The sequence below is a fragment of the Algibacter luteus genome (genome assembly GCF_030344935.1).
Lineage (GTDB): Bacteria > Bacteroidota > Bacteroidia > Flavobacteriales > Flavobacteriaceae > Arenitalea > Arenitalea lutea.
On record NZ_CP128313.1, the window covers coordinates 3,347,449 to 3,360,061 of the forward strand.

15 protein-coding genes are annotated in these 12,613 nt (G+C 32.3%); 5 read left to right on the plus strand and 10 right to left on the minus strand.

The features are described from left to right. Nucleotide 1: 1 nt before the first annotated feature. The 5 genes from O5O44_RS14255 to O5O44_RS14275 are packed head-to-tail and all read left to right on the plus strand — an operon-like array spanning nucleotide 2 to nucleotide 3,626. Nucleotides 2-844 carry a hypothetical protein gene (locus O5O44_RS14255; RefSeq protein WP_289194897.1) on the plus strand — a complete coding sequence of 281 codons (843 nt, stop codon included), beginning with the start codon at nucleotides 2-4 and terminating at the stop codon, nucleotides 842-844. Between the two features lie 11 nt (nucleotides 845-855). Beyond that, nucleotides 856-1,479 (plus strand): conjugal transfer protein TraK, encoded by a 624-nt coding sequence (locus tag O5O44_RS14260; RefSeq protein ID WP_289194898.1) that lies wholly within the window; start codon nucleotides 856-858, stop codon nucleotides 1,477-1,479. Further along, entirely contained in the window at nucleotides 1,460-2,389 is a 930-nt protein-coding gene (traM, locus tag O5O44_RS14265) for a conjugative transposon protein TraM (RefSeq protein ID WP_289194899.1), read from the plus strand. Before O5O44_RS14260 ends, traM begins: the two co-directional genes overlap by 20 nt. 30 nt (nucleotides 2,390-2,419) lie before the next feature. Next, on the plus strand, nucleotides 2,420-3,253 hold the full coding sequence (locus O5O44_RS14270; protein ID WP_289194900.1) for a DUF4138 domain-containing protein: 834 nt from the start codon (nucleotides 2,420-2,422) through the stop codon (nucleotides 3,251-3,253). A 7-nt stretch (nucleotides 3,254-3,260) separates the two neighbouring features. Beyond that, nucleotides 3,261-3,626, plus strand: coding sequence for a hypothetical protein (locus tag O5O44_RS14275; RefSeq protein ID WP_289194901.1), 366 nt, complete (start codon nucleotides 3,261-3,263; stop codon nucleotides 3,624-3,626). Nucleotides 3,627-3,680: 54 nt separating this feature from the next. On the opposite strand, the gene O5O44_RS14280 is transcribed toward O5O44_RS14275, so the two are convergent. The 10 genes from O5O44_RS14280 to O5O44_RS14325 form a co-directional block, all read right to left on the minus strand. Next, nucleotides 3,681-4,664, minus strand: coding sequence for a hypothetical protein (locus O5O44_RS14280; RefSeq protein WP_289194902.1), 984 nt, complete (start codon nucleotides 4,662-4,664; stop codon nucleotides 3,681-3,683). 31 nt (nucleotides 4,665-4,695) lie between these two features. Continuing rightward, the gene (locus tag O5O44_RS14285) at nucleotides 4,696-5,229 is read right to left on the minus strand and encodes a hypothetical protein (protein WP_289194903.1); all 534 of its coding nucleotides are present in this window, start codon (nucleotides 5,227-5,229) and stop codon (nucleotides 4,696-4,698) included. A gap of 96 nt (nucleotides 5,230-5,325) precedes the next feature. Then, the gene (locus O5O44_RS14290; RefSeq protein WP_289194904.1) at nucleotides 5,326-6,837 is read right to left on the minus strand and encodes an RNA/DNA-binding domain-containing protein; all 1,512 of its coding nucleotides are present in this window, start codon (nucleotides 6,835-6,837) and stop codon (nucleotides 5,326-5,328) included. Further along, complete coding sequence (locus tag O5O44_RS14295) at nucleotides 6,824-7,399, minus strand: DUF4062 domain-containing protein (protein ID WP_289194905.1); 576 nt, start codon at nucleotides 7,397-7,399, stop codon at nucleotides 6,824-6,826. Before O5O44_RS14295 ends, O5O44_RS14290 begins: the two co-directional genes overlap by 14 nt. A 73-nt stretch (nucleotides 7,400-7,472) precedes the next feature. Beyond that, the gene (locus O5O44_RS14300; protein ID WP_289194906.1) at nucleotides 7,473-9,065 is read right to left on the minus strand and encodes a type IV secretory system conjugative DNA transfer family protein; all 1,593 of its coding nucleotides are present in this window, start codon (nucleotides 9,063-9,065) and stop codon (nucleotides 7,473-7,475) included. A 1-nt stretch (nucleotide 9,066) separates the two neighbouring features. Then, nucleotides 9,067-10,095 carry a MobB family relaxase gene (gene mobB / locus O5O44_RS14305; RefSeq protein ID WP_289194907.1) on the minus strand — a complete coding sequence of 343 codons (1,029 nt, stop codon included), beginning with the start codon at nucleotides 10,093-10,095 and terminating at the stop codon, nucleotides 9,067-9,069. A gap of 4 nt (nucleotides 10,096-10,099) precedes the next feature. Then, nucleotides 10,100-10,492: a BfmA/BtgA family mobilization protein gene (locus O5O44_RS14310; protein ID WP_289194908.1), complete on the minus strand. Its 393-nt coding sequence runs from the start codon at nucleotides 10,490-10,492 to the stop codon at nucleotides 10,100-10,102. Between the two features lie 398 nt (nucleotides 10,493-10,890). Next, nucleotides 10,891-11,088 carry a hypothetical protein gene (locus O5O44_RS14315; protein WP_289194909.1) on the minus strand — a complete coding sequence of 66 codons (198 nt, stop codon included), beginning with the start codon at nucleotides 11,086-11,088 and terminating at the stop codon, nucleotides 10,891-10,893. 11 nt (nucleotides 11,089-11,099) lie between these two features. Further along, nucleotides 11,100-11,480, minus strand: coding sequence for a DUF6876 family protein (locus tag O5O44_RS14320; protein WP_289194910.1), 381 nt, complete (start codon nucleotides 11,478-11,480; stop codon nucleotides 11,100-11,102). 78 nt (nucleotides 11,481-11,558) lie between these two features. Further along, nucleotides 11,559-11,912, minus strand: coding sequence for a single-stranded DNA-binding protein (locus O5O44_RS14325; protein WP_282030750.1), 354 nt, complete (start codon nucleotides 11,910-11,912; stop codon nucleotides 11,559-11,561). Nucleotides 11,913-12,613: the final 701 nt, after the last annotated feature.

Consider the following 12,613-nt stretch of genomic DNA (forward strand, 5'->3'; position numbering starts at 1 on the left):
AATGACCGCAACCATCATTTTAGGAATTGGGCTAGAGTATATCGATACGGTATTTCAAACCATACAGAACAGCAGTTTTTCGCAATATACCATTGCCGGAATGAAAACACTTGCCGTATTGTTTTTTCTTGTCAATATCCTAAAAAAGTATAACGAAGGTATTGCGGATAAAGATGGCTATTCTTGGGGATTGAGTCCTGATGAACTCGCAAAGAATTTTGCTGTGGTGCTTTTAGTCATATTTTCAACGCAGGTGTTAGGGTTTTTTGATGGTATTTTAGTTGCTATTGAAGGACAATATCGAGGGACTGCACCTGCGTTATTACCATTGCAATTACAGGATTTACCGCTTGAGGAAGAAGTCGGTTTATTAGATGCTGCAAGTATGGCAATGACTTTACTTTATGAAGCTTTAGTAACACCACTTTATGGATTCAAGATATTAGCCTTTATGCTAAGTACCATTTTATGGATTCTTGACCTCTTTATCTACCCGCTTTTTTTAGCAGAACGCTTCTTCCTGTTAGGCATTATGCAAGCATTTTTCCCTTTGGTTATAAGTTTAGCTGTATTTGAAAAATTCCGCTCTCTTGCCTACACATTTTTCAAACTCTATGCAGCAGTCTATATGTTAGTGCCAGCATTTTTTCTGGTCAATGTATTTGTCAATGCTATCTATGCTGAAATAAACACCAACTTCTGGACCAACTTGTTTGGTACCGATTTTGGCCAGGGCTTTTTTGCACCAGTTGTACAATTAGGTTCGGTTGGCTTTATCGTATTCCTAAAATTCAAATTATACAAACGTGCTACTTCCTTTACGCTTAGATTGTTTACAAGCTAATTCAACTCACAATGAAAACACCTTACAAAAACATATACAACGTTCTAAAATTGAATCGATTTATCGTTTTGGCAGTAGTCGTTTGCGCATTGCTATCTAGTACTTTTTCGGTTTGGATGGCATTTAATACAAATAAAAATGCGATGAATAGTGCTTTTGCGATTAATACAGATGGCAGTATCATTCCGCTGAAACTCGTCAACCAAAAAGAAAATTTTAAGGTTGAAGCTTTGGCACATTTAGAACTGTTTCACAACTACTTCTATAATATTGATGCAAGCAATTATGAAAAAAATCTTAAAAAGGCACTTTGGCTTGGTAATAGTTCCATAGATAATCTATATCGCCAGAAAAAAGCGGATGGTGTCTATAATCGATTATTACAATATTCATTAGTCCAAAAAGTACTAAGCATCGAGTCGCAGATAACAGAAAATAATGGTTCGTATAGTTTTACTACCACAACCATTTTTAAAATCAATAGAGGTTCTATAATAGATACCTATGAATTGGTTTCCACCGGAAACTTAATTATGGTTGACCGAAACTTCCCAAACAATCCGCACGGACTTTTAATTACAAATTATTTCGAAAACACTCTAAAAAAATTAAGCGATGAAAGTAGAAAAGAATAAAATCGTATTTATAGCAGTATTAGCTATTGTTTTCATATTCCTGATTTCCTATTCCGTAATGGTAATGGGCGATGACGAAAGCGAGAATGACAATCTTGAACAAACCTTAATACCAGATTTGGAAGAAAATCAAAAAGAGTATGATTCTAAGTTAGATGCTCTTAATGATTTAAAGGAAGTGCGTGAAAACAATGCACCCAGCATCTATGATGAAAAATTAATTGATTCTTTAGGCTATTACGATCCAGATCTTCCAGAACGTGAAAGAAAACGTATTGTAGATAGTATTTATGATGCAGGTAAAATTCAATACTCAGATAAAAAATATCAAAACTTCGGACAGAAGAAAGTCGAAAAGAAGCAACCTATAGAAATTGATTCTTCAGAAATACTTAGAGAACTTAAAATTCAAGCTAAAGAATTAGGCTTGGAACATCAACTGTTTTTTGCAGCTGCACCAAAACCCAATGAACTTTCTATTATTGGCAATACGGATGCTACCATTTACGTGGTTGTTGATGGCGAACAAATTGTAAAGGCTAATACCAGACTGAGAATGCGACTTACTGAAGCTGCAACAATAAACGGTAAACAAATGCCCAAGAACACATTTTTATTCGGGTTCATTAGCTTTCAGCCTAATCGTGCTTTAATTGAAATTGAAAATATCAATCATCATCCTACAAAACTAAAAGCTTTCGATTTACAAGATGGTAGCGAAGGTATTTATGTGGAAAATAATTTTAGAGCTGAAGCGACAGGTGAAGTTCTGGACGATGTTATTGGCGATATCAATATTCCAACTGTTCCGCAAGTAGGCGGCATCACTAAAGTCCTTAGACGTAGTAATCGAAATGTAAAGGTTACCGTATTAAACAATTATAGACTTATTCTAAAACCAAAATTATGACCCATAATGGGTATTTAAAAACGCACTCTTATGAAAAAGTACATCAACATTTTGACTCTAATTATTGTTTCCATTTCTATGAATGCGCAAACAACAAGTACTCTTGACACTATTTATGCAAATGATACTAAAAACGTAGCGCTCTTTTTTCCTGAGCCTATACGTCAAGGTATAACAGGTTCAGAAAATTTTGTATTTACCTACAATCGTGAAAAAGAACAATATTTCGGCTTACTGCAAGCTAAACAAGGAAAAGAAAGTAATCTACTGGTAATCAACAGAAATGGCGCAATTTTTTCGTATATTGTAAGGTACAAAGCGCAGCTTTTAAAGCTTAATTATTTCATCCCAATGACAAGTAGTATTGGGAATGAAAAACCAAAAGTTAAAGACTCAATTCAGACTGAAACTTTTGAAAAAAAGATTGATAACAGTACGTATTATTATCAAAAATTCTGCTCTTATCTTCTCGATAGAAGACAATATCTAGGAAGATATACAAGGCGAAATAGCGGTGTTATCATGAGGCTTGAAAATATTGTTTTTGATAAAGAAGAGCTCTACTTCGTTATTCAAATTAGGAATAATTCTACTTTGGATTATGATTTGAATTTCCTGAACCTTTCCATTGAAACGCGACAAAAAGGAAAAAAGAAATCTTTACAACGTTTGTACATAGAGCCTATTTTTAAACATCATCTGCCTTCTAAAATTGTGGTAAATGAAACCGTAAGATTTATATATGTTATGCCTAAATTTTCGTTATCTAATGACAGAAGAGTAGTTTTAGAATTAAATGAGAAAGATGGCGAACGAAATATTGAAATGAAAGTGTCACATAAATATATCAATAACCCAAATTAATAATATCATGAAAAAAATAGCTATTTACTCACTTGTTGCCTTATTTATTTCTTGTGCGGGAACTACGAATTCAGATCCTTCATCAGTAGCAGAAATCGTTGCAGAAAGTTTTTATCAAGGCAAAGAAGCCACGCTTAAAAAGCATACAACACCTGAAGGTTTTACCACATTTTCCAATCTTCAAAAAATGTTTGCCAAACCTAAAGGTTCAGAATCTAATTTTAAACTTATCGATGAAGTTACTGAAGGCGATGTTGCTTGGGTAAAATACTCGACCTCTTATGATAAAACACCAGGTATTTTTAAATTGGTAAAGCAAGATGGTGTTTGGAAAGTGACCATAAGAGATCCTAAGGAAAAAGCGCCTTTGTGAAAATTAGATACTTTTTTTAAATATAAAATTAACTTATAAGGGATGAAATTACTTTCATCCCTTTGTGCTTTTGTCTTTCAATTTCATCAATTCTACTGAGCCTGTATCTTTATCAATAAAAATGAAATCTGCTTGATCTTTTGGCATTCCATAATTTTCTCTTGCGCCAAAAATTATTGTCTTATCTGTTATAAATTCAATATCCTCATTAATCGAGAAAGAATATCGCTCTACTGTAGAATTAATTAAAGTATCAGCATAATTTGGGTAATCCTTAAATTTAATTTCATTATAGTTGGTATCAAGAATATTTACAAATGCTTTCTCAGCATCTTTAAATATTCTTAATCTATCTTCTAATTCATTTTTCCCAAGTTCATTAAAATCTGTCGGATGCAAATATTGCTTTATTTCTAATGAATTAATATCGAAAAAAAACAATATCATTTCATCTGTAACCCTAGAACCTTTATTATGCGGATGCTCATTTGAAAGTATTCTAAGTCGCTTGTCATGAGGTTTAACCACAAGCCTACTAAAGCTATCATTCTTCGTAGAAATTCCTATGTAGTGCAAATGGTACTTTGTAAAATCTCTGTAATTTTCAAACCCTGAGAAAAATGGTGGTTGATATGAAAGATTATAAAGAAATTTCTCTGTTGTGAACCAATCTATTACTTCAGGATCTTCAGATTTTTTCCATATTCTAATTAACTTATCTCCAAGTTCTATATCTAAATCTCCAAATTCTATAAGTGGTATATCATGAGCTTTAAACAATTCAACTAAATCTATACTTCCGAACATTTCATTATCTCCAGATTCAAATTTAAAGTTGATTTTACCTGAAAGGCTCAAATTCATCAAAACTAAATCTTCATTTTCAAAAATGAATTTTGATTCTGCCCTTTGCCCAATAAAATAAATTTTACTTCTCTTAAACCAATCTAATGATTCCGTATCGTTTTTCAGCCACTCAGATTCTTGATTTGAAATGGGTGGATATACTAATTCTAAATAATGTATTTGTGATCTCAAATAATCTAAATTCTCTTAATTGTAAGTTGTCTTATATTTCCATTAAATTTTCTCTATCTTTCAAATAGTAATATTTTTCCTTTCCTGAACTAAAATAAACATTTCGAGTAGCTTTAAATTCCATTTTCTTCAAGTCTATATTCATTGTTAAAGCTCTTATTTCCCCACCATCTTTGTGTTGAATAATAAATGTTGAAATTGTAAATCCGTGTTCGGACAATCCTGTAAAATATTTAATATCAATTATTTTTGAACCAGGTTCAAAACCTTTCTTTATCATTTCTCTTGTGATATGGTCTTTACCATAATCAAATATGACTTGAATATCGTTTAAACGTTCTTTCCTTTCAGCCTCAGATAGTTGTGTCCACATTCGATAATCGTCCATAAACATAAACTTCGTTTTACTAATTAAATCTGAAGCTTCAAATTTCGATTCATCTTTCGATAAGTTTTGAACATTAGTTTTGTTTCCTTTTTTCTTTTTTGAAATCAGCTTATAAATCCAATAGAATGGAAGTCCGAGAAAGAATAATATTAATAAGATAAGTAGAATTCCTGTCATTAATTATTTAAAGTTTTATTTCCCAACATACTCTAACTCCATCTTTTCGCCTTATAGTAAGTTTAGAATTATCATCTATTTGACCACTTTCATTAATTACTTTAAAGATTTTAACTTTTTCACTAAATCTTTATTTATGATATACTTTCTTGTCTTATTTGAACCAATGAAATCTATAAGTTTATGTTCATTCATTAAAGTCATATCTCTTTGCATTGTTGCCCTACCAACTCCAAAAGCTTCTTGAAGACTTCTTAAACTTAAACTTTCCTCTATAAATAATAACCCAAGTTCTTGTTTAAGTCTTCTTTTTACTGCATCATTTGTTGCATCATCTATTGCATCATTTACCGCATCATTTATTGCATCATTTACTGCATCACTTATTGCATCATTTACTTTAGCACTAATATTATCAGTCTTAATATCTAAATGTCTTCTTGATTTAGAAACTGGTCCATTAAATGTAAGAACAACTTCTCCTTTACTTTGTCTCCAAGTTGGGGATTTAAGTCCAGCCATTTTACATTCTTCATTTATCTTAACAGTTCCTCTTCCTAGTTTATCAATTAATCCTCTTAAAAAAACTATATGAGCAATATCTGGATTAACTGGAAAAGAGCGATGGTTCTTTTTTAAATCTCTTATAGCAAGTTCTTCAGGTAATTTTCCACTATTTGCAATAACTAGTTTTTCAGGTAATATACTAATGGTCAATTGGCTATTATAACTACTATAATCTCTATGCATTAGTGCATTGATAATACCTTCTTGAAGTGCTTTTACAGGGTATCTAAAATCTATTCGTTTCCAATGTTTATCATCGAAATGACTTTTAGTTCCAAGGTTTTCGATATAACTTTCTAATTTATTTCGTAAAACGAAAAGATTGCCTTCTAGAATTTCATCCCGAATTAAATTATTATCTGTTTTACTTTTAGCATATTCCGTTATTCGCACTCTAGATTGAGGTAAAAATTTAGATGTATTTTTTGAAAACAAAATGACACAGGCATTGGTATACGCTCCATTAGTCATTAATCCGTAGTGATTTAAAAATTCTTGTAAGTCATCACCTTGGTAACTACTTCTGTAATTTTCTTTTGATTCTATTAATGTGTTTTTAATCAACTTGTGGTCTAAATCTTCCCAAGTGATTCCCAAAAAAGCTTGTCGCTCCCAATGTTGTTCATCAATTTCTCGTTGATGAATTAATTTTGATATTTCTTTTGAAGTTGCCTTAACTGTATTTGAATTTCTACGGTAATAAATATTACTATCATAAATATAGGGTTGTTTACTTCCTTCAGATACCTTTATGACAATAATGGATTTATTTTCAATATGCTCTATAGAAAAATCTATTGGTGTATCCGGAACAATCTCTTCAATAAGATGCCTTCTCAAATCTTCACTAACCTTTTGAGCATTTCCAATACCCTTTATCTGTCCATTTTCTGAAACGCCTATTAGCACTCGACCACCTTCAGTATTTAAAAGTGCACATACCGAATTGCCAATGGATTTTTTATTGGCACTACTTTTAAACTCAATAACATTGGTCTCACCTTCTTTAAGAATGTCTTTTATTTCTTTATTCTGTATCATTTCTTAAAGCTTTTAAATCATTAGTAAGTCTGGTTTTATTTTCGAATTGACTTGCCACAAATGTTGCTCCATCTTTGGCATATTTATAAAATTCATGAGCCCATAATCGTTTTTCCATAGGTTCACCATCTCCTATGGCTTCATTATACATATCAATAACTCTTAAATCGTCCATAACTTGTGTTTTCTTCAACAATTTAAAACCGTTTCTTTTTCCGTCTTTATCATACATAAATTGTTTTAAGAGTAAACGTGCAAAAGTTACAGAACTATGTGCAAGAAAACCTCTTGGTTTATCTAATTCTATGGCTCTTTGAAACTCCAGATGCGTTATGCCAGAACCATAATGTGGTAGGATTATTCCAAAAAAGAAATCACATTCTTCAACTGCTTGTAAACAGGATTCTGTTGGCGATTTGCCTGGTATGTTATAGACAGTTCCCATGTGAGAACAAAGGACATCATATCCATAACCTTTTAATGTCCCGAAAATTTGCTCTATTTCTGGTTTAAAGTGATATACAGTTGAGGACAACATGACCTTTAACGGTTGTTCTGCCATATTAAAAACATCATTTTTTTAAATTAAACTCTAAAGATACTAAATGTTAATTTCAAAATTGGGGTAAGATACATCATTTGAATATTGACTTGACCTCTTTATAAACTCTATCAAAATTAGCTTGTAAATCAACATCAGAATAGTTCTGCGGCTTTGTTGGTAATCGCTTTTCAATTGTAGGCAATTTGAATTGAATTTTCCTGTCTTTTCCATCTGCAAATGTAACGAACTCGCCTTCCTTCAATCTAAAAAACACATCAGCTCTAATTTTAGCGACTTCGCGTTCTCCTGTTGTAATTCGTGTATCAAAATTAAGATTATGTCCTCTATTGATGCTTGTGGTTTCTTTCTTTACAATTTCAAAAAAGCGTTCGTAATATTTAGCTGTATCTGGATCGTTTACCTTTCCGAAGAATTGATATGATAAATTACTTAAAATCGCTTTACTCGCCTTATCTCCATACATCATATCATTCTGTATTTTGTCTTGCATCACGTAAATTGTGGCAATATCATAGCTTCGTAATGTAGCTGGAATTCTATGCATATTCAATAGTCTAATCGTAGGTGCTTCTTCCATTAATAGAAATGAGGCATTTGAATTTCGTACACTCATTTGCTTTGTAATGGTATGAATGATAGTAGCTATAATCGGCGAATAGGCAGTTTCATATTTCGGATTATTGACAACTGAAATCGCTAAAGGTTTGTCCTGGCTATTTATATCTAGCGGAACATCATCTGCGGATAAAGCCATAAAAATACGTTGCGTACTTATTTTTTTGAGCGCATTGGCCAAAGTGCTTTTTACACCAGCGGTTTGTCTGTCGGAATCCTTACCACTAATAAAAGCATCCGCCATCGCTCTCGATGTTGTATTTAAACTTAAAAATGCTATTAGACTATCTGTGTCAAGCAATTGATAAATAGCTATTAAATGTGGTAATGTACAAAAATGGGGATATGAGGTTCTCAACCTCCAAATCAACCCACCAATTAAGCCTTCAGCTGCATCATTAAAGAATTTTGTTGTTCCTATACTTCCGGACTCTCTTTGTTCTAAAAGGTTTTCAATGAGCACTCTTGCGACTTCATTTACGCTTTCTTCATTGGTCATGTATCTTGGTGCTATTGGATTCACACGATCATGAATGGTATCGAATGAAATTACTTTAAAATCAATCTCGTTTTTTTCAAATAAAGGGAATGCCATTTCTGTGATTTCAAAGTTTTTATAATCGTGAATCACACCAGAAAATTTATGTTTACTGAAATGCTGAAGAAAATTAAAAACAACACTTTCAGTTTTTCCACTTCCTGCAGAACCAATGATTGAAGCACCTCGTTTAATGTTATTTATTTTGAAATTTCCACGCTTTGCTTTAAAATGAACTTGGTGTTTATCATTGGGATTCAAGATTTCATTTTCCTTATGAAAAAATACATATAGAACTGTATTGATTAGCAATAATGGACAACCAACATAAAGCAAATGCGCAGACCAATGCATTAAATAAGGATTCAATTTAAAAATTAGTGCTAAACTAATCACAGTCAACATTAGATTCATGAAAAAGGCATATCGCGTGATTTTGAAAAGAATTGAGAACACCAAGCTCATTCCAAATAGTAGTCCAATAGTAAATGTGATTCCTTGTATTTCCATTTTATATACCTATTGAACCCGATTTAATTGCTATGTCCACACCACGTTTTAAATATCGTATGGTTTTAAGTGCTAACTGCACTTGATTGGTTGGAATACTCGCCATAGGGACTCCAGATTTTGCAAGCATTTTAAAAGCAACTGCTTTCTCACTTGCTGGTAATCCCAATAAAGTTGTGAAGTACAGTTTTGGGTTTTTAATGAAATCTTTTTTCGATTTATAGGATTCTGCATAGTTGCGTTTGTAGCCAAATGTTTTGTCAAAAGTGCTTTCGGCTTTTGTAAAAAATGCATCTCTATCGAATCCTCGTTTTACAATTTTACCATGCATCTCAACTTCCGAACCTTTGTATTTAGATCCTGGTGATAGACTCACAGAATTTGTGGCATCTTTTCGACTCACGATAATATGAATATGACTTTGATTGCCTGCTTTTTTCATGCCTTGAACAATCCGTTTTCCATTTTGTTGATGTGGTGCTTCGGATTCGAGTTTGCTAATTTGGGATTTCATTTTCTTTATATTCCCATCTAATTGACCTTGTTCAATTTTCCGAATATCAGTTTTTAACTGAAGTATTTTAGTGGCAAAAGGCTGGTTCTCTTTTACCTGTTTATCTGTACCTTTAAATGTACGTTGATGTTCTATTTTTGCAAAATATTTTATGTTGTCAACGGTTATTGATTTACCATTAATTTCTCGATTAAAAGATCTTGCATAGTCGTTCATTATGGCTCTGGTATATTTCTTTAAATCTTCAGAATTATTCTGCAATTTTCTCAATTCATATTTACTGGGACTAACTGTAATTGAATAAAATTTTGGTTCTTTCTTTTTGAGTTTTGCAGTATTGCCATCGATTTCTTTTACCACATCTTTGGCTTCAATTTCATCGCCATATTGATTAAAAAAATGCTCCACATGTTCTTGCTCCAAGCCTTGATTTTCCTTCTCCAGATACTCTGCGAAATCCGCAGAACTTTGTGAATAATCCCCTCCTAATTTTTGAGCTGTGATTGTGATATACATAATATTATAATTGATTATTTGAATCCTTCTTTTCAACAAACATTACTTTCTTCTCTTCAACCTCTTTCTCTAAAATCAACTTATCTTTCTTTGGTTCAAACTCCATAAACAAAGATTGTAACATTGCAGTTGTGGGTTTATCATGGTTCTTTTCGATGTCTTTTATGATAGCGATTACTGCATTGATTCGCTTCTTAATTTCACTCTCCAAGGTTTGCATATTTGGTCCCAAAGTTTCATTTGGTGAGATGCCATTATCTTCAAAAAAATCTAGCATCAAAAGCAATGTCATCGATTGAGATTTAGATAATTTTTTACAAAATTTTCTAAAACGCTCTGCTACGGAAGCTTTAATTCCGAGCTTCTCAAAACGTTCTTTTTCATATCCTTTATCCATTTTTCTGAAAAAATTTGTTGTTTTTACTGGGTTGCGAGGGCTTTTTCTGAAAAAACCATGTTCAAAATTCAAAAATCAAAACAATCAATCGCCGAAAAGCTTTGATATCACTAGGGTTTTGAAAAAACTAAAAATCGAAACATCGCGCTAGCGTGTTACCCTCTTGCTATTCCTTTTCGTCCAGCTCGCTGGACAAAAAAAATACCATTACATCCAAAAATGTAATGGCTTTTTAAGGATTACTAATTGTAATTTGATTTTTTAAGAGTGTATCACTTGAAGTTTAAAAGTATCTTTAGTAAACCGCTATTTTTATTGCAGAATATAAAATAATGGCATTAAAAAAGACCCTTGAAATTTTCAAAGGTCTTTAGGTTAATTTGTGAATTTCAAATTTACTAAATGTTAAAAACAAAATTATAATTGTAAAGGTTTTTAATCATTTCTTCGTCTATAAGGCTGTCATAATCTGCGCCAGTTTCGTCAACATACTTTTTAATGGAATCTCCATAAAGATATGTAACGTGCTCTCTTGAAACTTGTAAAAGTTCCTCTTGCTTTTCCGCACTCAAATCTTGAAATTTAATATAAATCATATCTCAAAAATTTAATATTCGCTCGGAAGCATTAGCGTATTATCTACAAAATACAACCTCAATTCGTCCAATGGGAAATCGGTTACATTATATCTGTGCGTTTCTAAAATATTATAATTCCCATCACTATAATTAATGATAGCTTCGCATTGCTTTTCAAACTGTTCCTTTTCAGAAAGTCGCTTAAAATCAATGGTAATAAAATGACTTCTATTTGATAGACTTTTCGCAATTACTGATGCATCTGTAATCAGCCAAAAGCATTCTGCTTCGTTGGCTAAATATTTTAATCCGTCAGTAAAACGAGTTCCAATTAATGGGATTTTAAAGAACATTTCTGTACCGCAAAAATGTTGCAAATCGGCTTTTATTTTGTTAACTTTATCATTCATTGTAATTCTATTTTATAAGATTAATAATGAAAAAGAGAGCGCAACTTTTCGACAAGAACGCTCTCTTTTAATTTTCAGTTATTCAGTAGCGTTTTCGCCTTTAATTCCTAAAAGCAAGATTTCATCTACGACCACTTCGGTAACGTATCTTTTTTCTCCTTCTTTGGTTTCATAAGAGCGTGAGGTCAATTTTCCCTCTAGTGCTACTTCTTTTCCTTTGCCTACATATTTCTCAACGATTTCGGCAATCTTTCCCCATGCTACAATATTGTGCCATTGGGTGTTCGTCACTTTTTCTCCCTTAGAATCTTTATAAGATTCATTGGTTGCGATTGAAAATTTTGCAACTTTCTTTCCGCTTTCAAGGTTTGTGATTTCTGGCTCGTTTCCGACGTTGCCAATTAACTGTACTTTGTTTCTTAGAGTACTCATAATTAAAAAATTTAAAGATTAATATTGACCTATCTGAACCATTCAGAAAGGCTTTGTTATTGATTTACTTATTATATCCAGAGCGTTTTCCTTTTTTTGTTTTTTTAACTTTTTTTCCGCTTCCTTTTTATTGATTTTGTAAGATTTCATAAGATTCATTTTAGATTTACTTCCCATAGAGCCGACGCTGTTACCTTCTTTTTGTTGCTTAGTGCTTTCGATATTCAGCTTTGTTTAGACATATAAAAAGTGCGAGGGTAGCCTGCGCTGAGCGCAGTCGAAGTGAGCCTGGTTATGCTGTCGTTCAAAGCTGAATGTTGTTATTTTGCTGTCAAAAAAAGGTATGACGGTGTTGGATTACGGAAGTGATTCTAAAGTCTTTGTGAAATACAAAATCATAGGAAGTGGAACAAAATGCAAATACATTTTTATCCTATTTGGCGGACTTGATTCACGCTTTTTACTAGTGAATGAAGTGTTCCTTTCCAGAGCAACGGAAAGGGTTAACGGAATGAAAAGTCAAAAGTGTGGATTATGTCCAAGACTTATTATAATGAAGCTCTTTTTCTGGAATGAAAGGAAATGTGCTGAATGACTTAGGTAAATAAAATATTGTCAAATATTACTGTACTTTCTAGGTAAGAGTAATCTTTATTTTTAAATTAGGTGATTCACTTAAATTCAATTAAAATCGAGTCCGA